We start from the raw sequence: 20,825 nt of genomic DNA, 5'->3' as shown, positions 1-20,825 counted from the left end.
TTACACTGCTTATAGTTGCGCCAGGTGGCGCAAGGTGGCACCTGCATCGCGGGAAAAACGCTGCGCTTCGCGCGCCAGTTGCCCGCTCATGGCGCTGGCGCCAGGCGCATCCCGGGGCGCCTCCGGTGTCGCTTCCTGACGCGCATCGAACAGCGCGGCCAGGACAGCGTCAGGCAGGGCCGCCGTGCCGTCCATGGCCGCATCGCCGCCGATGGGCAGGGACAGTCCGAGCGCCAGCAGCAGATCGTTGCCGGACAAGCTGGCCTGCGGCGGCGTGGCGGCCGGCGCCCCGCTGCGCAGCTTGAAGACGGTCTTGACTTCATTACCCTTGGTATCCCTTGCCACCACCTCGATTTCCAGTGTCGTGACTACGCCCGAAGGCGGCGTGCCGCTGAACGTGCCGCTGACCGGATCGAAGCGTATCCAGGCCGGCAGGGGGCTGCCGTCGATGAGGCGGGCGGTCAAGGTCGTCGCGCTGCCGTCTGCGCTGAGAAACGTATCGCGCGGAATCGACAGGTTCAAGCCTTGCTGCGCGTTGATCGATACATTGGCGATTTCCCGGTTCAGCAGTAGCGAGGTACGAATCGGAGGCAGTGGCGTGTAGGCGACATCAAGCGCTGGTGCGGCGCGGAAGGGTTCATCCTGTTGGCCGCTGGCGGCATCGACCACAGCGGCCAGCGGCGACATGCTGATCTGGCCGAGTGCTGCATCCCTGACGGGCGGCGTGGCAACGGGCACCACCTCCGGCGTTGGCGCCAGCACAGGCGGGGCGGGCAGGGGCGGTCGCGCCGTCACGGGCAGCGGCGGCGCCAGGATATTCAGGCTCAGGGCGGGCGAAGGGTTGCCGCTGTTGCCGGCGGCATCCGTGGCGCTGGCCGTAATCTGGTGCGGGCCAAGGGCCAGTACTGCGCTCAGGCTCCATCTGCCGCTGGCGTCGGCCTGTACCGTGCCTATCACCAACCCATCGCTGCGCACCGTGACGGTGCTGTTGGCTTCGGCATTGCCGCTGAAGACAGGCGCGGTGTTGGTGGTCGATGCGCCACCGCTTGCCAGTTGCGGCGTGTCCGCCGCGGCGGGTGCACTGGCATCGATGACGATGCTCAACGCCGCCGACGTCGCGCTGGCATTGCCGGCGGTGTCCACCGTCCTGGTGGTCAAGGTGTGGCTGCCATCGCCTAAGGTGCTGCTGGTGATGCTCCATGTGCCGCCAGCGGCGACGGTGGAACCGAGTACGGTGACACCGTCGCTGTCGTACAAAGTGACGGTGCTGCCGCTTTCGGCGCGGCCCGTGATGGTCGGACGGCTGGCATTCGTGATGCCGTCGCTGTTCGATGTGCCGCTGTCGCTGGCGCTGTTCAGTACCAGCGTCGTTGGCGCGGCAGCGGTGGCGTTATCGATGGTGATGGCCAGTGCGCTGGAGGCGGCGCTGGCATTGCCGGCGCCGTCCACCGCCCTGGCGCTCAGGGTGTGGGTGCCGCTACCCAGGGTGCTGCTGGTAATGCTCCATACGCCGCCGGTGGCCATTGTCGTGCCCAGCACGGTGACGCCGTCGCTGTCGTACAGGGTGACGGTGCTGCCGCTTTCCGCGCGGCCCGTGATGGTGGGCCGGCTGACATTTGTGATGCCGTCGCTGTTTGAGGCGCCGCTGTCGCTGGCGGCGGACAGTTCTGGCGTTGGCGGCGCGGCCGGTGCGCCGCTGTCGATGCTAATGGACAGGGGGCTGGACGCGGCGCTGCTGTTGCCGGCGGCGTCCACCGCCTTGGCGCTCAAGGTGTGGACGCCATCGCCCAGCGCACTGCTGGTGATGCTCCACGCGCCGCCGGTAGCGACGGCGGTGCCCAGCACGGTGACGCCGTCGCTGTCGTACAGGGTGACGGTGCTGCCGCTTTCCGCGCGGCCCGTGATGGTGGGACGGCTGACATTCGTGATGCCGTCGCTGTTCGAGGCGCCGCTGTCGCTGGCGGCGGACAGTTCTGGCGTTGGCGGCGCGGCCGGTGCGCCGCTGTCGATACTAATGGACAGGGGGCTGGATGCGGCGCTGCTGTTGCCAGCGGCGTCCACCGCCTTGGCGCTCAAGGTGTGGACGCCATCGCCCAGCGCACTGCTGGTGATGCTCCACGCGCCGCCGCTGGCGACGGCGGTGCCCAGCACGGTGACGCCGTCGCTGTCGTACAGGGTGACGGTGCTGCCGGCCTCGGCGCGGCCGGTGATGGTGGGCCGGCTGACATTCGTGATGCCGTCGCTGTTCGACGCGCCGCTGTCGCTGGCGGCGGACAGTTCTGGCGTTGGCGGCGCGGCCGGCGCGCCGCTGTCGATGCTAATGGACAGGGGGCTGGATGCGGCGCTGCTATTGCCAGCGGCGTCCACCGCCTTGGCGCTCAAGGTGTGGACGCCATCGCCCAGCGCACTGCTGGTGATGCTCCACGCGCCGCCTGTAGCGACGGCGGTGCCCAGCACGGTGACGCCGTCGCTGTCGTACAGGGTGACGGTGCTGCCGCTTTCCGCGCGGCCGGTGATGGTGGGCCGGCTGACATTTGTGATGCCGTCGCTGTTTGACGCGCCGCTGTCGCTGGCGGCGGACAGTTCTGGCGTTGGCGGCGCGGCCGGCGCGCCGCTGTCGATGCTAATGGACAGGGGGCTGGACGCGGCGCTGCTGTTGCCGGCGGCGTCCACCGCCTTGGCGCTCAAGGTGTGGACGCCATCGCCCAGCGCACTGCTGGTGATGCTCCACGCGCCGCCGCTGGCGACGGCGGTGCCCAGCACGGTGACGCCGTCGCTGTCGTACAGGGTGACGGTGCTGCCGCTTTCCGCGCGGCCCGTGATGGTGGGTCGGCTGACATTCGTGATGCCGTCGCTGTTCGACGCGCCGCTGTCGCTGGTGGCCGACAACACGGGGGCGGGCGGCGCGGCAGGGGCGCTGGTATCGATGCTGAGGGACAGCAGGCTGGAAGCGGTGCTGGTGTTGCCGGCCGTATCCGTGGCTTTCACGCTGAGGCTATGGATGCCATCACCCAGCGTGCTGCTGGTGATGCTCCACGCGCCGCCGGTAGCGACGGCGGTGCCCAGCACGGTGACGCCGTCGCTGTCGTACAGGGTGACGGTGCTGCCGCTTTCTGCCGTGCCTGTGATGACCGGCGTAGTGATGCGGGTGATGCCATCCGCATTCGATGCGCCGGTATCGCTGGTGCTGGAAAGGACCGGCACGGGCGACGCGGCGATGGCGGTGTCGAGCGTGATCGTCAGCGCACCGCCGGCGGCGCCGATGTTGCCGGCGATATCGGTAACCCTGGCCGTGAAGACTTTGTCGCCATCGGCGCCCAGGTCGCCGCTGGCGACGCTCAGGTCGATATAGCCGTTGCTGATGTCGGTGGCGGTCAACGTTGCCCGTTTCGGCGTGCCCAGGGAAGCGCCGCCCAGCAGCAGCTCGACGATATCATCGGCGGCGGCATTGGTGCCGGCCAGGCTGATGCGCACGGTGGGGGTGGTGACATTCGTGATGCCGTCCGCATGCGAGCTGCCGCTGTCGGAGGCGGCGGCCAGCACGATGGGATTACCCGGCGTGCCAGGCAAGGTCGTATCGATGGTGATGAACAGGTTGGTGGAGGCGGGGCTGGTATTGCCGACGACGTCAAACGCCCTGGCGCTCAGCGTGTGCTGACCCTGGCTCAGCGCGGTGCTGGTGATGCTCCACACGCCGGCGTTGGCCAGCGTCGTGCCCAGCACGGTGACGCCATCCGTGTCGTACAGCGTCACAATGGAGCCGGTTTGGGCGGTGCCGGTGATGGTCGGCGTGGTGACGCGGGTGATGCGGTCGGCATTCGATATGCCGCTGTCGCTGGCGGCGTCCAGCGCGAGCGCGCCAGGCGCCACGCCCACGGTGGCGATCGTGACCGACAGTTCGCCGGAGGCGGCGCTGACGTTGCCAGCCGTGTCGGTGGCTTTGACGGTCAGCCTATGCTCGCCGTCGGCCAGCGCGCTGCTGGTGATGCTCCACGCGCCGCCTGTGGACACTGTTGTGCCCAGCACGGTGCCGTCGGTGTCGTACAGCGTGACGGTGCTGCCCGCTTCGGCAGTGCCGTTGATGACCGGCGTGGTGATGCTGGTGATGCCGTCCGAGTTCGATGCGCCGCTGTCGCTGGCGGGGGCGAGTATGGGCGTGGCGGGCGTGGCAGGCGCGGAGGTGTCGATGGTGATGGAGAGGGCGCCCGAGAGGATGCTGACATTGCCAGCGACATCCACGGCTTGGGCTTTTAAGCTGTGGACTCCGTTGCTCAGCGCGCTGCTGGTGATGCTCCATGCGCCGCCGGTTGCCACTGTCGTGCCAAGCACGGTGACGCCATCCGTGTCGTACAGGGTCACGCTGCTGCCCGCTTCGGCCGTGCCGGTGATGACCGGCGTGGCCACCTTGGTGAGGAGGTCGCTATTCGAGCTGCCGCTGTCGCTCGCGTTGCTGAGTACCGGTGTCGACGGCGCGGCGCTGGTCGTGTCGAGCGTGATCGTCAGCGCACCGCCGGCGGCGCCGATGTTGCCGGCGATATCGGTGACCCTGGCCGTAAAGACCTTGTTGCCGTCGGCGCCCAGGCTGCCGCTGACCACGGTCAGGTCGATATAGCCGTTGCTGATATCGGTGCTGTTCAGGGTGGCGCGCAGTGGCGTGCCGAAGGCGCTGCCGCCCAGCAGCAGCTCGGCGACGTCGCCGCTGACGGCATTGGTGCCGGCCAGGCTGATGCGCACTGTCGGATTGGTGACACTGGTGCGACCGTCCGCATTCGAGCTGCCGCTGTCGGAAGCGGCGGCCAGCACGATAGGGTTGCTGGGCAGGCCCGGTACGGCGGTGTCGAGCGTGATCGTCAGCGCACCGCCGGCGGCGCCGATGTTGCCGGCGATATCGGTGACCCTGGCCGTAAAGACCTTGTTGCCGTCGGCGCCCAGGGTGCCGCTGACCACGGTCAGGTCGATATAGCCGTTGCTGATATCGGTGCTGTTCAGGGTGGCGCGCAGTGGCGTGCCGAAGGCGCTGCCGCCCAGCAGCAGCTCGGCGACGTCGCCGCTGACGGCATTGGTGCCGGCCAGGCTGATGCGCACTGTCGGATTGGTGACACTGGTGCGGCCGTCCGCATTCGAGCTGCCGCTGTCGGAAGCGGCGGCCAGCACGATGGGGTTGCTGGGCAGGCCCGGTGCAGTGGTGTCGATGGTCACGCTCAGTGCGGTGCTTTTGGTGCTGCTGATGGAACCGATGGCCGATGTCGTGATGGCATAGACATCGTAGATGCCGTTGGCCAGGCCGCTGGTACTCATGCCGCTGACGCTCCAGCTGCCATTGTTGACTGTGGCGGTGGCGGTGGCGTCAGTGCCGGCGTCGTATACGCCGTTGCTGTTGGCGTCGAGGAAGACGCGCACCGTGCTGGTGGTATCGCCGGCGGCGCTGCTGCCGCTGAAATTCAGGCTGCCCGCGTTGGTGCGGTTGTCGGTGCTGTCGCTGCCGCTGTCGCTGCCGGCCGCCAGGTCAGGCGTGCCGGGGCCGGCGGGCGTCACCGTGACCGTGATGATGCGGTCCACGGTCGTGACGCCATCGCTCACCCGGACGGTAAAGGTGTCGGTGCCGGCGTAGCCCGCTGTCGGTGTGTAGGTGATGGTGCCGCCGGGCGTGATGTCGGCGCTGCCTGAACTGCCGGTGGCGCCGCTGAAGGTGAGGGTGCCGTGCAGCGGTCCGACGGCCTGGGTCCAGGTTTCCGTCTGGCCCACGTCGACATCATTGACGTGCAGCAAACCCTTGATATCGGTGGCGCCCCCGTTCTGGGCCACGGTCAGCGCGGTGGTCGCGCCGACGAAGACGGGCGCCGTGTTGACGACGCCGGCGCTGATGTTGCTCATCGTCATGGATTCAAAATTGATTTCGCTGGCCGAACCGCCATCGCCGCCATGGTCGGTGGTCTTCCACAGGCTGATGGTGATGCTGACCGAGGCCACGTTGGCGTAAGAGTAGGGCGTGCCACTATTGATCAGTGAACTCAGTGATTGGGCCATGGTCGTGAGGGTCAGGGTAGGGCCGGCCATTTGCAAGGTGGCGATGGTGTTGCCGGAAGCATCTGCCAGCACCACCACCAACTGGTCGACGGTACGGGTGTTGAGGCCAGCGCCGCGCGAGGTGACGCTGAAGCCGAAATCCTTGAAGGTGAAGGTCTTGGCGACGCTGCCGCCTTCCGCCTTGAACACGGCAGTGATGACGCCGCCATCGCTCGACGCGGCCGCATTGGCGGCGTACAGGATGGTACCGTCCTGGGCCAGGAAGTCGCTGACTTTCAATTTATCGGCAAGCGGACGTAAACCGCCGCTGGCAGAGCCATAGGTGCCGCCGAAATCATAGGTACCGTCGGCGGTGCCATTGCCGGTCAGCAGCAAACCGGCGTAGTCGGCCAGTGCGCGCTCGCTGATCGCCTTGTCAGCCTCGATCTGTCCCGTGTGTTTTTCCAGGACCCAGTTGCCGCCCAGCGCCGCAGCGCCGGTGGAATCGGTCGAGGCGGCCACATCGGCCCCCGTCAACGCGGCCAGGCGGTTGACGAAGTGCTCGCCCGTGGGATTGTTGGCAACGTTGCATCCAAACAACAGGATGTCGCCGCCGCTGCGCAAGGCGCCACCCCAGGTGGCCAGGGCGCTTTGGTAGTTATCGATATTCGTATCAGAAAGAACGGCGGAGCCAAGCAGTACGCGGCCCGTGCTGCCTTCGGAAATGATCTGGATGCTGTCCAGGTCATGGCGGCCCTTGAGGGCGTCCGCGATCTGTTGCACGCCATCGCGGTTTTTGTCGAGCATGACGACTTCGACGCCCGGTTTCAGGCCGGCCAGCAGCGCTTGCGGATTGCTCACCGAGGCATCGACGAAGACGATGGTGCCGGGGCCGGCCGCCCTGGCGGCAGTCTCGGCGGGTGCGCGCTCGGGCGCCAGCGCTGCGCTGCGGGCCGCTTCGGCAGAAACGCGTCCCGCATCGATGGCCTTGCCGGCGATGGCCGGCTGGTGCAGTCCGCCTGCGGCGGCGTCGTGCGGGTCGGCCAGCGTAGCGGCTGCCGCGCCATCAAAGACGATACGCGTTTCCAGCGCCAGCATGCTGCGCGTCGGGCGCAGGCGCGGTCCTTGCCCGGCAATGGCGCGTGCTGGCGCGGCGGTCATTGGGGACAGGGCGCCGGGGATGTCGTATCGTTTCATCGCTGCTTCCTTTTCATTGTCTGGCCGCCTTGCACCACGTCCGGACAACAGGGGTAGAAGTTTCAAAAGTACTGGATTGGCGCCATCAATATATAGCGCCAAATGGATTTATTTAAATAAATTATCACCAATAATCACGGTTTAATTAAAAGAATATGATTGTGGTCTTATTATTGTAGCTGCTTAGAGGAAATATTTGTAAACTTGAATCGTCATTTTTTGTGCAATATTAAACGCGATGGCGGAGAATGTGAAATATACATTTTGGGTTGCGCATGGATGCCGTATTATGTCTGGCGCAGGTGGATGGTAACTATAACTAGCCCATTGAAAGAAACCAAGATGGTGTGTTTGCATGAACGATAAGCTGGGTGCCGGCAGTGTTGTCATCGCTTGCGGCCGCATTACCGCGTGCTTGCCGGCTTGGCAGGGGGCGTGAACATGGGACTGCCCAATCTGCTGTTGCGCCCGGCCATATTGGCCGATCAGGCATTTGCCGAGGTTTTGTATTCCTCGACGCGCGATGATTTGCATATGATGGTATCTGATTCAACAGTTATTAAGTTATTAATATCAATGCAGTATCATGCCCAAGTCGCCGGATATAAGGCGACTTATTCTGATGCGGAGTATTGGATCATTGAAATGCAGGGTGTTGCGGTAGGGCGAGTGGTTATCGATAGCGTAGCCGCCACCTTGCGGATCGTGGATATCAGCGTGTTGCCGGGGGTGCGTCGGCAGGGGTGCGCAGGCGAAGTGTTGCGACGTATGCAAGGCCGCGCCGCCATGGCCGGGCAAGAGATGCGTTTGACTGTGCATCAAAGCAATTCCGCTGCCCGGCGCCTGTATCTGACGCTGGGGTTTTGCGTCGAATCGGAAGACGCATTGAGTGCGCACCTGCGGTGGCACGCATGAAGCTGAGCGATGCCTGCGTCGGCGCGCTGGCCGGGCAGATGTCCGATCCGGCCGATCCGGCCGGCGAGCGTCTGGCGGCCTTGCGCGAAGACCTGTCCCTGCAGCCGGCTTCGCCCGGCGTCGACGGCACACCGCACTGGCATGTGCACGATGCCGTGCGCAACCGTTTTTTCCGCATCGGCTGGCTGGAATTCGAATTGCTGTCGCGCTGGCGCGGCGGCATGCCGGCGGGCGAGCTGTGCGACGCCGTCGCGCGCGACACCGCGCTGGCGCCGGAGCCCGAGGATGTGCTGGGGGTGCAGCAATTCCTGCAAGCGAACGAGTTGTTGCGCGCCGACACGGTAGCGCTGCGCGCGCACCTGCAAAAAGTGGCGGCGGGGCGCAAGCCGACACTGCTGCAATGGCTGTTGCACCATTATCTGTTTTTTCGTATCCCCCTGGTGCGCCCCGATGCCTTCCTGGACCGCACGCTGGCTTATGTGGAACCGCTGTTACGGCCCGGTTTTTTCATCGCCTGCGGCTTGCTGTTGCTGGTGGGCGTGTGGCGCGTGCTGGATCAGTGGCCCGCCTTTTCCAGTACTTTCCTGTATTTTTTCTCGTGGCAGGGCGCCTTGTACTACGGTCTGGCGCTGGCGCTGGCCAAGATCCTGCACGAACTGGCGCACGCCTACACTTGCAAGCATTACGGCGTGCGGGTACCGGCCATGGGCGTGGCGTTGATGATGATGTGGCCCTTGCTGTACACCGATACGTCGGAGGCGTGGAAACTGACGTCGCGCCGCGCCCGCCTGGCCATCGGCGGCGCCGGCGTGGTGGCCGAGTTGTTGCTTGCGGGCATGGCGGCGCTACTGTGGAGTCTGGCGCCGGAGGGCGGCTTCAAGAGTGCGCTGTATATCCTGGCCGCCGTCACCTGGGTCAGCACGCTGGCGATCAACTTGAATCCCTTCATGCGCTTCGACGGCTATTACCTGCTGATGGATTTGCTCGATGTGCCGAACCTGTCCGAGCGCAGTTTTGCGATTGCGCGCTGGCAACTGCGAAAAGTACTGTTGGGCATCGCCGCGCCGTTCCCCGAGCCGCAACTGTGGACGCGGGCCAGTTGGCTCGTCTTGTACGCTTATGCGACCTGGCTGTACCGGCTGATCATGTTCACCGGCATCGCGGCGGCGGTGTATTTTTTCTTCTTCAAGGCCTTGGGGGTGATTTTGTTTGCGGTGGAAATCAGCTGGTTTGTATTGCGTCCCATCTGGAATGAGTTGCGCGCCTGGCGCGATTTGCGCGCGCGCTGGTCGCGCAATGCGGCGCGCAGCGGCTTGGCGTTGCTGGCACTGCTGGCCATCCTGGTCATGCCATGGCGCTCGGACGTGGTCGCCGACGGCTACTGGCAGGCGGACATGCACAGCCAGCTCTTTGCGCCGATGCCGGCACGCCTGGAGGCGGTGCTGGTCAAGGAGAGGCAGGCGGTGCGCGGCGGCGAAGCCTTGTTCCTGCTCGCCGCGCCGGCGGTGGAAAGCCAGTTGCTGCAGCTGCAAAGCCGCATCGCCGGGCTGGAGCGCCAGATCAATGGCGCCATCGACAACGCCGGCTTGAACGAGCGCGCGCGCGTGCTGGACCAGGAACTGGCGGCGGCGAGGGCGGAATATGCGCTGCAAGGCGCCGAGCTGGGGCGGCTGACCGTGAAGGCGCCGCACGCCGGCGTGGTGCGCGACCTCGATCCCGGCTTGTTTCCCGGTGCATGGCTGGGTACTAGCCATGTCCTGGGCCGCGTGGTGGGTAACGGAGCGGGGCAGACGCAGGTCTTTGTGCACGAATCGGACATCGGCAGGGTCAAGCTGGGCGCGCGCGCGCGGCTGATGCCGCGCCGCCCCGACGGCGCGGCGCGGGCTGCCACCGTGACGCGCATCGACAGTACCGCCAGCCGGCTCTTGCCGGAACCGATGTTGTCATCCTTGCATGGTGGGCCGATCGCCGCGCGCGGCGGTCCGCATGGCGAGTCGCTGGCCAATGAAGCGTTGTATCGCGTCACCCTGCGGCTCGATGGTGCCGGCGTGGACAGCATGGCGCCCATGGTCGCGCATATCGATGGGGAACGCAGCAGCATGCTGTGGCGTGCCGCGCGCAAGGTCGCCGGCGTAGCGATACGGGAAAGCGGCCTGTAGCAGGCGCTGGCCGCTCAGGGCCTGCTCGGGTATTCGCCGTACAGGCAAATCATGAATTGCAGCGGCAAGTAAGGTTGCATATTGTTGTGCGGCAAGACGCCTCCGGCAGGCGCCAGCAAGGCCGCATTCATGACAGTATTGACGTCCGTGGCATATTGCGGCTGCGGCACCGGATTGCGGCCGCCGCTGACGTTTTGTGCCCATACCGCATCGCTTGGGCTTAACACTCCGCCTGCGGCGTCCAGGGCCATCGCGCCATGCGTGTGGGTCGGGATCGTGCTCTGGGTCAGCGTAACGGTGCTTGCGCCGCCCTTTTCCGCCAGCGCTCTGGGCGTCAGTCCGACACCCGTTCCCTGGTGTATCGGTGTCATGCCATTCAGATCGGGCAACATGAAAGTGGTGCTGCCATTGCCGCCATACTGTGTGCCGATGACCGAATACAGCACACTATTTTGTTGTATCTGCAATGTCGCGCCATCGCAGGCCGCCCAATCATTGGGTATGAACGTGCCGCAGAAAATCCGGATTTCTCCGACAAATGGATCTGCCATGGTATTTGCCCCTCTATGGACGTGGTGGATAAATACCCTGAGTGGCGATACAGAAATTGAGCGCCAGATAGGGTTGCATATTGTTGTGCGGCTGGTTGCCCCCGACGATGCTGATCGCCGCCGGATTGAGCACGGCGTCGGCGGCCGCCGCATAGCCACCTGCGGTATTGGCCCAGGTGGCATTTTTGGGTGACGTCGCATCGACGGCGTTGGTCGATGCGCTCACAATATGCGTGTGTTCCGGCATTTCACTGAGTGCCAAGGTATGGTTTTCTTCGCCGGCTGCCTTGCCTTGAATATAGGTGGTGCCGCCATATACCGGAGCTTTGCCGCGCAGGTCGGGCAAGGCGAAAGTGGATGTGCCATCGCCGCCGTATAGAGTGCCCAGCAGAGAAAACAAGGCGGCATTGCTTTGTACTGACAGCATCTGTCCCTGACATGCCGCCCATCCTTTCGGGGCATAACTCATGCTGAACAAGCGTATCTCACCTAAAAACGGGTCCATAAAGCGCTCTCCTTATCATTTGTTTGGTATGAATAATACTTGTTCGCCCAGGCAGGTTTATGGCCGGATCGGATATATCCCGGCGGTGGCGATGATGAAAGAGACGGCAAGGAAGGGCATCATGTTTTCGTGCGGCAGCGTGCTGCCGACAGCGGAAATGGTGGTCGGATTCATCCTCACCAGGCCGCTGGTAGCGGTAGCATAGTTATTTGTGGCCGCCGCCGCCCACACGCCGTTGGTAGGGCTGGCCAAGGTGCCGGCCGCCTTCTGTGCCGAAGCGGCATGGGTATGTGCCGGTAGCTGCAGCGTTTGCAAGGTGACGCTTTCATTGCCGGCAGCCTGGCCCAGGGGGTGGTTGGCGACCATGTGGATAGGCACGCGGCCGCGCAGGTCTGGCAAGGCGAAGGAAGTACTGCCGTTGCCGCCATAGGTGGTGCCGATCAGTGTGTACAGCACCTCGTTTTCGCTAATGCTGAGCAATTGTCCATTGCACATCAGCCAGTCAGGCGGCGCGTAATTCCCCGAAAACATACGGATTTCGCCTATAAAGCATTCAGACATAAACGACCCCTTTATTTAACAAGATAACGAAGAAGAAAATGCTAATGACTTGTCGCGCTCTGACTTTATCAGAAGTTAAAAAAAATTCCACTTATTTTGTTGCAGTAGACTAATTAATAATTCTTGCTGTTGCGAGCGTTTTTAGATAAGAAATGGCTGGCGCAAAGCGCCATAAAGGAGCGTGGCCACATATTGCCGGTATTGCGTTGGGCGGCAAGCGCTTGAACAAGCGGGCAAGTCAAAAAGAAGTGTCGCATGATGATAGTCGGCATGTGCGTTGCCGTCGCCGTTTCTGTCCGCGCGCCTTATTCCGGCGCGTGCAGATAGTCCGGCGTCAGCGATCGGGACTTGGAGACGTACATGGCGCGGTCGGCGTGGCGCAGCAGCAGTTGCATGTTCTCGCCGTGTTCCGGAAAGTGCGCGACGCCGATGCTGACGCTGATGCGCAGGCGGCGTCCATCGCCGAGCCGCAGCGGGGTGGCCAGCGCCGCGTGGATTTTTTGCTCGATCAGCATGGCATCCATCGGCAGTGGATTGTTTTCCACCAGCACGACGAATTCGTCGCCGCCCAGGCGGGCCAGGGTATCGGTCTCGCGTATGCAATCCAGAATCCTGCCCGCCACGGCTTGCAGCAGCAAGTCGCCGCAGGCATGGCCGTAGTGGTCATTGATTAATTTGAATCGGTTCAGGTCAATAAACAGCAGCGACAGCCTGCCATCCTGGCGGTGGGCACGCGCAAACGCCGTTTGCAGGCGGTCATGGAACAGGCGCCGATTCGGTAGGCGGGTCAGTTCATCGTGCATGGCCATGAAGCGCATGCGGTTATGCAATTGCTTGCGCTCGATGGCGATGGCGAGTTGCTTGGCGACGAATTGCAGCAAATCCTGCTCTTGCTCGGTATAGGCGGTGCCGCCCTGGCCGCCTTGCAATGCCAGCGCGCCGATGATGCCGCGCGACGCTTGCAGGGGGACGGCGAGCCAGTATTCCAGCAGCTTGCCAGCCACTGCTTGCAGTGCGGGCGGCAAGCTTGCCAGGCGGCCAGGCTCGATCAGTAGCGCGCGGCCATTGCGTTGCACTTCCTCGCACAGCAGGCTGGCCAGCGCCGCATGGGTTGCCGGCGTGTCCTCCTGTGCATGGTGCGCGTGGTGAAAGTGCTGGCCATGCTCGTCCTGCAGGGACACCATCAAGCCGTCGGCGGGCAGCAACTCGCAGACGATCTGGTGGATGCGGTGCAGCAGGGCCGGCAGCTCCTCGGTCGCATGCGCGGCCTCGGCGATGGCGTACAGCGCGGCCTGCTTCGCCTGCGCCTGTTTCAGCACCGTGATATCGCGCGCCACGGCCACGCGCAGCTGGTCTGTGGCTGACCAGCGGGCCGACCACATGATGTGCGCGAGCCGCCCGTCTTTCCTGATGTAGCGGTTTTCAAAGTGGACCTGGGCATGGCCGTCCATAATGGCCTGGGCTGCGGCGATGGTGCGCTGGCGGTCGGCCGGCGCGACCAGGTCGAGCATGAGCACGCCTATCATTTCTTCCTGCGTGTAACCGAAAATACGTTCGCAGGCGGCGCTGACGAAAACAAAGCGGCCGTGCACATCGACCATGCACACGGCGTCGAGCAGCAAATCGGTGAAGCTGGCAACCGGCGCGCTAATCTTGTGTTTCATATGCTCGTATTCTAGTTGACATTGTCTATGGCATGTTCGTTCTGGGAAATGTTTTCCTCCGGTGGCAGCCTGCCGATCCGGCATCACCGGCGCACTGCCATGCCTGTTATTGACTGAATGAGAATCGATTCGCCATTATTGTCACACTTAACATGTTTTGTAAGAGTTTGTTATTTAAAAAGTTGCTTTTGGGCATGACCAAACTTTAAGGTAAAGGTATCTGTGCATGCCATCCATGTCGCCAGTGCATGGTGACGGCATGCGGCCAACCTGTTCGTCTACCAGTCGGTCTACGGGCTACAAGCGAGAAACCAAGCATGCGATTGAACCTGCCAATAAGCGACCGCGAGATCACCTTGAGCGATACCGAGACCATTGTGTCGACCACTGACTTGCAAGGTAATATTACCTACGTGAATCCATATTTCATAGCGATCAGTGGTTACACGGCGTAAGAACTGATGGGCGCGCCACAAAATATCCTGCGCCATCCCGACATGCCGGTGCAAGCGTTTGCCCATTTCTGGGCCACCATCCGCTCCGGCCGTTGCGGCGGCATTGTACGCGCGCATCAAGGCGGGGCGGGCCGACGACATTGCGCTGAGCCAGGGTGCTGTCGTGGGCACGGGCTGGCTGGCCAGGGTGTTGCGTCTGCGCGACATCGCACTGGGCAAGCGCATCGCCTGGAACCTCGGCTTGCTGAGCGCCGTCCTGTTGCTTCAACTGGGCTGGAATGCGGGGCTGCTACCAGTGGCGGCGGGCGCCTGGATCACGGTGCTGTCGTTGCTGTCGCTATGCGCCATCGGCCTGTTCTGGCATTCGCTGCATGGCGCCGTGCTGCGCCCCCTGCAACAGGCGCGCATGGCCTGCGACGTGATGGCGGGCGGCGACTTGACACAGGACATGGGCACGACGCGACGCGACGAGGTGGGGCAGTTGCTGCGTTCGCTGCGGCAACTGCGCGTGAACCTGCATTCCATCGTCGGCGATGTGCGCGGTAACTTTCTGCACATCAGCGTGGCCACCCGCGAAATCGTTGCCGGCAATCAGGATCTGTCGGGCCGCACGGAAGCGCAGGCATCGTCGCTGCAGCAGACCGCTTCCAGCATGGAGGAGTTGGCGGCGACGGTGCGGCAAAACAGCAGCAATGCGGCGCAGGCCAGCGACATGGCGGGCAAGGCGCATGGCCTGGCCGACAAGGGCGGCGATATCGCCTTCCAGACGAATATCCTGGCCCTGAACGCTGCCGTCGAGGCGGCGCGCGCGGGCGAACAGGGGCGAGGCTTTGCCGTGGTTGCCGGCGAGGTGCGCAGCCTGGCCCAGCGCAGTTCGGCGGCGGCCAGCGAAATCAAGCAATTGATCGCGGATTCCCTGCGCCAGGTGGCGCAGGGCGCAGAACTGGCCGCCCAGGCGGGCTCCAGCAGCGGCGAGATGCTGGTGGCTGTGGAGTGCGTGCACCAGTTGATGCACGAGATCGCCACAGCATCGCGTGAACAGAGCCATGGCATTGGCCAGGTGCGGCAAGCCGTCACGCAAATGGACGCGGTGACGCAGCAGAACGCGGCGCTGGTGGAACAATCGGCGTCCGCCTCGGCCGCGCTGCAGGAGCAAGCCTCGCACCTGGAGCAGGCGATGGCCTTGTTCAAGCTGGAGCGGCGTCAGGCGTTGGCGGGACCTTGAGCGGCCAGGATCAATCGCTGACGACAAACGCGGCCGGGTCGAGTTCGTCGAGTGCGACGATCGCGCCGTTGCCGGGGGTGAGGCTGCTCTCGCTGAGTCGTGCATGCAGCTGGGCCAGATAGTCGGCGCGGCAGCGGCGCAGCACGTAGTCGCGGAAATTGTCCTGTTCCAGGACGCGCCAGGCGCATTCGCGTCCTTGCGCAGAGCGCATGCCCGCCAGCTCGATCAGCGCGGGCGTGATGCGGGCGTCGCCGCGGCTGAGGCGCGTGTAGCCGTAGCGGTCCATATACGGGCCGGTGAGCGTTTCGATGAGATTGATGTCATCGTCCGACAGTTGCTGCTTGAATTTGTCGATGTTGGCAGCAATCGGCGCATAGCAGTTGGCCGACCAGAGCGACGACAACTGCGCAATTTGCCGCGCTTCCGACGAGGCGGCCACGTCCAGCATGTGCGGCAAGAAGGCGATGCCGAGGAAGCCGCATATGGTTTCCAGCGTCTCTTGTTGCCGCGCCAGGAAGTCTTCATAGCGTATCGTCAGCACGCGCCGCGGATAGCGTTGCACGACATGGTCGGCCGCCACATGCGCGGCCAACCAGGTCCTGGCATTGAGCAGCGTGTCGAAATCGTGGATGATGGCGCGGTTCATCGACGCCACTTGCGCGCGCGGATCGCGCACCACGTTCAGGAACAGCATGTCCGGATACAGCTGCACGATGTCGTCGGCGTAGTGCACGCTGTCGAGCGACTTGTCCATGACCACTTGCGCGTGACGGCGTTCGCCGGCGCGCAGCAGCAGTTCCCACGCCACGCGGTGGATGCTGCGCGGCTGGCCACGCAGCGTCTCGAAGATTTCCACCGGATCGAAGACGACCCCTGGCCACTTGACCATGCTGGCCGCCGCCAGGCCCACCACATCGACCACCAGGCGAAAGTAGGCGCGGTCGTCGCGCAAGTCGCCGTACAGGGGCAGCAGTGGCATCATATCGACCAGGTGCAGCGGATACGGTGAATAAAACTGCGGCGACAGGTTCAGGCGCAGGCGCAGGGCATGGCTGCCGCAGCGGCGCAGCGCGATCATCATGACAGGGCGCGGGCGCGCGCCGTCGCCGGGATGGTGCATGGAACTCATCTCATCATTCCTTGAATAAGGCGTTCATGTGGCATCAGATAAAGCGCGGGCACAGTTGCTGGAACAGTCGCTCGCAGGACTGTTCCAGCGACAGCGTGGCTGTGTCCAGCGTCAGCGCCGGCGCCAGCGGTGCCTCGTAGGGCGCCGAGACGCCCGTAAATGCCGGAATCAGTCCGGCCCGCGCTTTTTTGTAGAGTCCCTTGGGATCGCGTTCCTCGCACAGCGCGGACGGCGTGCTCACGTAGGTTTCGATAAAATTGTCGGCGCCGATGATCTGGCGCGCCATCTCGCGGTCGCTGCGCAGCGGCGAGATGAAGGCGCAGATGACCATCATGCCGGCGTCGTTCATCAACCTGGCCACGACGGCGCCGCGGCGGATGTTTTCCTGGCGGTCGCGGGGCGTGAAGCCCAGATCGCCATTCAGGTGATGCCGCATATTGTCGCCGTCGAGCACGCAGCTCAGGTGGCCCTCCGCCAGCAGCCGCCTTTCCAGCGCGTACGCCAGCGTCGATTTGCCCGCTCCGCTCAGGCCGGTCAGCCACAGCGTCGCGGCCCGCTGGCCGGCCAGCGGGCCCCGCTGTTCCTTGCTGATATGGCCCACATGCGGGAAGATGTGCGCTATCGCCACGCCGCCCGCCGCGTCTATCTGTTCCAGCTTACCCATGCGTTACTCCCCCGTTGCCGGCTCAGCACTATTGCCACTCGATTTCGCGCGGTCTGGCCGCTGCCGGACGCGCCGGCTTTGCCATTGCGGGTGGGCGCCGCACTGCCAGGGGCGGTGGCGGACGGCTGGCCAAGCGCAGTTCCGCATCGCGGCCGCCGGCCATATTTCCCACGCGGAAGACGCTGACCACGTCGTTCAGGCTGTTGACCTGTTCCTGCATGGCTTGCGCGGCCGCAGCGGCTTCCTCGACCAAGGCCGCGTTTTGCTGCGTGACATTGTCCATTTGCGTCACGGCCATATTGATTTGCTCGATGCCGGCCGATTGCTCCTGGCTGGCGGACATCATTTCAGACATGATGCCGGTGACGCGCCTGACGCTGGCGACCACCTCGTGCATAGTCGATCCGGCCTGTTCGACCAGGCGGTTGCCGGCCTGGACCTTGTCGACCGAGTCGCCGATCAAGTCCTTGATTTCCTTGGCCGCCGCAGCCGAGCGCTGCGCCAGATTGCGCACCTCGGTGGCCACCACGGCAAAGCCGCGCCCCTGTTCTCCGGCGCGCGCCGCTTCGACCGCCGCGTTCAGCGCCAAAATATTCGTCTGGAAGGCGATGCCGTCAATGACGGCGATGATATCGACGATCTTGCGCGCCGAGACATCGATGGCCGCCATGGTGTCGACCACCTGCGCCACCACGGCGCCGCCCTTGGTGGCGACATCGGAGGCCGATTCGGCCAGCCCGTTGGCCTGGCGCGCATGATCGGTGTTGATGCGCACCGTACTGGTCAGTTCTTCCATGGAGGAAGCGGTTTGCTCCAGCGTGCTGGCCTGCTGTTCCGTGCGCGAAGACAAGTCCAGGTTGCCCATGGCGATTTGTCCCGCCGCTGTGGCGATGGTCTCGGTGCTGGCGTGAACTTGCTGGACGATCTGCGCCAGGCTGTCGCGCATCGATTGCATGGCGAACAGCAGGCTGTGCGTGTCGCCGGCGCGGGTGTAAATGGCGACGGCCAGGTTGCCGCTGGCGATCTGCCCGGCAATCGCCGCTGCTTCGCCTGGCTCGCAACCGAGCTGACGCGTCACCCCGCGCGTGATCAGCACCGCGGCCAACAGACTGGTGGCCAGTGCCAGCGAGCCAATGATCAGCATCACCAGGCGCGCCTGGCTGTAGGCAGCCTCGGCATTGATAGACGCTTCGTTATTCTGCTTTTCTTCGACGGCGATCAAGGCGCGCAGCAATTCCCACCATTGCTTTTGCACGGGGCGGAACTCGTAGCGTAACAGCTTGTAGGCATCGTCCTGCTTCTGGTTCAGCGCCAGCGTGGCGGCCCTTTGAATAAAGGGGGCGGCCAGCTCGCTTTGTCTGCGGATTTGTTCAAGCAGGTTTCTTTCTTCGTTAGAAGTTCCTGCCCGTAAGGCGAACATTTTGCCCAATTTTTGCTGGGCGGCATCGTATTTTTTTTCCTGTGCCGCGATGCGCGTGACTTCGATCTGGATTTCCTTGTCCTCTTTCAGCAAAATCAGATTGCGCATCGCCAGCGCCCGTTCGGTGACCGTCAAATCCATGGTTTGGGCCAGGCTGGTTTCGACGTTGTTGACCTTGGTGGTTTCATCCATGCGGTCCTGGATTTGTCGCATGCTGGTCAACCCCAGCGTGATGACCAGCAACAGGAACATGGCGACCAGGCCGAAGCCCAGACTGAGCCGTTTGGCGATTGTTAAGTTCATGAATTTCATACTGCCTCCTTAAGGCCGTACTTCCTGTTCCGAATAAGCAAATGCGGATTTATCACGAAGCACCCAGCGATCATAGTGATTGCTGGTAGATGAAAAGTCACACATAGTCACTTTCATCATTTGAGCAACAGTATAAATTTACTTGCGGCAACAGTTCCAAAGTGAGTTAGATGGCGCGCACGCGCTGGCGCCGCCACTGGGGCGGAGCATGATTTCTATCAAGAATGAAAAATTTCATGCCATATTGTGCTCATGATTTCACATTTCACGTCGTTATAGCGGTGTCTGTCTGGCACCTGAAGCGGCGTGTATCTCACGTCTGGCTGAAACTGGGCTAGCTTGACGGTTGATTGTTATCAAAAACCGAAAGTTATGAATATCTTACCCATGCACCACTACTCGTTTAGCAAGGCATAACGACCATGACCTCCGTCTCCTCGATCCCGAGCTGGAATCCAAGCCCGTCCCGCGCGCCTGCCGCTACGGCAAGCAGGGCGGACACGCCCTCATCCCCGGCGCCGACCCCTTCCGCCATCGTCGCCTTCAGCGGCCCGCAGGCCGTGTCATCTCTCGTGCCTTCGCCGAAGATATGGGAAAGCCCGTCGCGCGATGGCGTCAGCGAGCAAATGACGAAAAACTTCTCTTCGCACACGTTTGGCGGCCGCTTCGGCGGCCTGGGCGCGACCTTGCTTGAGCAAATCAAGAGTGGCGTGCGCAATGTGTCGCAGGCGGTGCAGCAATCACCGCCGCGCATGGAGCCCAATACCTACAGCGAAATCGGGGCCTTGCCGCCGTCCAGCCTGCACGGCAATGGCGAAGACAGGGTTACTCTCAGCATCACCACCAGGAGCGGCGTGGAGGTCAAGTTGTCGCTCGACAGCCAGGACGATGGCCTGGCCGTGCGCATGAGCACGAGCGGCGAACTCAGCGAGGCCGAGGCCGACGCGCTGGGCGGCCTGGCCGACGCGTTCCAGGAAGCCATCGATGGCATGGCGAAAGGGCAGCCGAAGATCAAGTTGAGCGGCCTGATGCAATTCGACCAGGACGTGCTGGCATCGGTGAATTTGCATGCGGAAGTGAAAGTGCGCACCGAGCCGCAAAGCACGCAGACGCTCGATTTCCAGGCCGACAGCGCTCAGCGCAAGGTCAGCTTCAGCGGCGTGGCCGGATCGCTGGACGTGAAGGTGGACGCCAGCAAACTGAATGCCCTGGGCAGCAAGGAACAGCAGGCCAAGGCCATGAGCAGCTACATGAAGCAGATCGGTCAAGCCGCTTCGCGCGGCCATGGCGATGCCGGACTAATGTCCATGTTCAAGGATGCGTTTGGCGCCTTGCACAGCAACGCCGCCGCGCCGCAAGACGTGCCCGGCGTGCCGGAAGCGGGCAAGTGGCGCCTGGCGGCCGAGGACAAGGCGATCTTGACGGGCCTGGCGGACTTCAGCGCTTCGGTGTCGCAAACGCCGAAATTCAGCAATCCCATGCGCTCGGCGGAAAAGGATGGCTTCAACTATGAACTGTCGCAAAAGACGACCCTGGCCGGCGCCAGCCAGGACGAGCGCTCGATCCGCCAGCAGCAGCAATCGAAGCTGAGCGCCAGCTTCCACCAGACGTTGATCCCCGGCGTGCCGCTGCGCTTGACGGAAGCGAAGGAATCGCAGAACTACACTTACCACCAGATCGAAGACACGGCCAGCAGCGATGCGCAACTGGCCTACAAGGAAGGCAAGCTGGTGAAGGCCAGCCTGCGGCAGGCGGCCAGCCAGTCGACGCAGGTCATGAAATATGTGCTGGGCAAGCTGGAATCGGACACGACCACACCGACCCAGCATTCGGTGCAGCGCGACCTGTTGGCGCTGCTGGGGCCTTACAAGACGGGCGCCACGGACCAGACTGCCGAGGAAAAGGCCGCGCAGCGCAAGCAGGATTTGCTGACACTGAACGACGACATCATGCTGCAATCTTATCCCGGCCAGATGATCAGCCTGTGGCAGGCGGACGTCATGCCCGAGGAACGGGACGCGGCAACTGGCGCAGCAGCAGGCGCCTAGCGACCATGAAAAAG

The 20,825-nt window shown here is 63.5% G+C and carries 13 protein-coding genes; 4 read left to right on the top strand and 9 right to left on the bottom strand.

Annotated features, from left to right (window positions below):
• Positions 1-9: 9 nt before the first annotated feature.
• On the bottom strand, positions 10-7,203 hold the full coding sequence (locus ACQ4W7_RS04250) for an Ig-like domain-containing protein (RefSeq protein ID WP_436528691.1): 7,194 nt from the start codon (positions 7,201-7,203) through the stop codon (positions 10-12).
• Between the two features lie 441 nt (positions 7,204-7,644).
• Here ACQ4W7_RS04250 and ACQ4W7_RS04245 point away from each other — a divergent pair, with 441 nt between their 5' ends.
• Both ACQ4W7_RS04245 and ACQ4W7_RS04240 read left to right on the top strand, forming a co-directional pair.
• Entirely contained in the window at positions 7,645-8,118 is a 474-nt protein-coding gene (locus ACQ4W7_RS04245) for a GNAT family N-acetyltransferase (RefSeq protein ID WP_436528689.1), read from the top strand.
• Complete coding sequence (locus ACQ4W7_RS04240) at positions 8,115-10,277, top strand: hypothetical protein (protein ID WP_436528687.1); 2,163 nt, start codon at positions 8,115-8,117, stop codon at positions 10,275-10,277. The genes ACQ4W7_RS04245 and ACQ4W7_RS04240 overlap by 4 nt, the downstream gene beginning before the upstream one ends.
• Before the next feature lie 14 nt (positions 10,278-10,291).
• On the opposite strand, the gene ACQ4W7_RS04235 is transcribed toward ACQ4W7_RS04240, so the two are convergent.
• The 5 genes from ACQ4W7_RS04235 to ACQ4W7_RS04215 form a co-directional block, all read right to left on the bottom strand.
• Positions 10,292-10,828, bottom strand: a complete 537-nt coding sequence (locus tag ACQ4W7_RS04235) for a phage tail protein (protein ID WP_436528685.1) — start codon at positions 10,826-10,828, stop codon at positions 10,292-10,294.
• A 13-nt stretch (positions 10,829-10,841) separates the two neighbouring features.
• Positions 10,842-11,333, bottom strand: a complete 492-nt coding sequence (locus tag ACQ4W7_RS04230) for a phage tail protein (protein ID WP_436528683.1) — start codon at positions 11,331-11,333, stop codon at positions 10,842-10,844.
• Positions 11,334-11,390: 57 nt separating this feature from the next.
• The gene (locus tag ACQ4W7_RS04225) at positions 11,391-11,864 is read right to left on the bottom strand and encodes a phage tail protein (protein ID WP_426074986.1); all 474 of its coding nucleotides are present in this window, start codon (positions 11,862-11,864) and stop codon (positions 11,391-11,393) included.
• Positions 11,865-12,007: 143 nt separating this feature from the next.
• Positions 12,008-12,166, bottom strand: a complete 159-nt coding sequence (locus ACQ4W7_RS04220; protein ID WP_436528680.1) for a hypothetical protein — start codon at positions 12,164-12,166, stop codon at positions 12,008-12,010.
• 33 nt (positions 12,167-12,199) lie between these two features.
• Complete coding sequence (locus ACQ4W7_RS04215) at positions 12,200-13,558, bottom strand: sensor domain-containing protein (RefSeq protein WP_436528678.1); 1,359 nt, start codon at positions 13,556-13,558, stop codon at positions 12,200-12,202.
• A 558-nt stretch (positions 13,559-14,116) separates the two neighbouring features.
• On the opposite strand from ACQ4W7_RS04215, the gene ACQ4W7_RS04210 reads away from it, so the two are divergent.
• Positions 14,117-15,238 carry a methyl-accepting chemotaxis protein gene (locus tag ACQ4W7_RS04210; RefSeq protein ID WP_436528676.1) on the top strand — a complete coding sequence of 374 codons (1,122 nt, stop codon included), beginning with the start codon at positions 14,117-14,119 and terminating at the stop codon, positions 15,236-15,238.
• A gap of 10 nt (positions 15,239-15,248) precedes the next feature.
• Here the strand turns inward: ACQ4W7_RS04210 and ACQ4W7_RS04205 are convergent, their stop codons facing one another.
• From ACQ4W7_RS04205 to ACQ4W7_RS04195, 3 genes are read right to left on the bottom strand one after another with little or no spacing between them, the layout of a single operon-like run.
• Positions 15,249-16,367 (bottom strand): sulfotransferase family protein, encoded by a 1,119-nt coding sequence (locus tag ACQ4W7_RS04205; protein WP_436528674.1) that lies wholly within the window; start codon positions 16,365-16,367, stop codon positions 15,249-15,251.
• A 34-nt stretch (positions 16,368-16,401) separates the two neighbouring features.
• Positions 16,402-17,031 carry an adenylyl-sulfate kinase gene (gene cysC, locus ACQ4W7_RS04200; RefSeq protein ID WP_436528672.1) on the bottom strand — a complete coding sequence of 210 codons (630 nt, stop codon included), beginning with the start codon at positions 17,029-17,031 and terminating at the stop codon, positions 16,402-16,404.
• Positions 17,032-17,059: 28 nt separating this feature from the next.
• A complete protein-coding gene (locus tag ACQ4W7_RS04195) occupies positions 17,060-18,763 on the bottom strand; it encodes a methyl-accepting chemotaxis protein (RefSeq protein ID WP_436528670.1) in 1,704 nt (567 codons plus the stop codon).
• Positions 18,764-19,185: 422 nt separating this feature from the next.
• Here ACQ4W7_RS04195 and ACQ4W7_RS04190 point away from each other — a divergent pair, with 422 nt between their 5' ends.
• Positions 19,186-20,811, top strand: coding sequence for a hypothetical protein (locus ACQ4W7_RS04190; RefSeq protein ID WP_436528668.1), 1,626 nt, complete (start codon positions 19,186-19,188; stop codon positions 20,809-20,811).
• The last annotated feature ends 14 nt before the right edge of the window (positions 20,812-20,825 follow it).

This window comes from Janthinobacterium algoris (genome assembly GCF_051380935.1).
Lineage (GTDB): Bacteria > Pseudomonadota > Gammaproteobacteria > Burkholderiales > Burkholderiaceae_D > Janthinobacterium.
The sequence above is the reverse complement of the archived record's forward strand: the minus strand, read 5'-3'. Positions and strand labels throughout refer to the sequence as shown.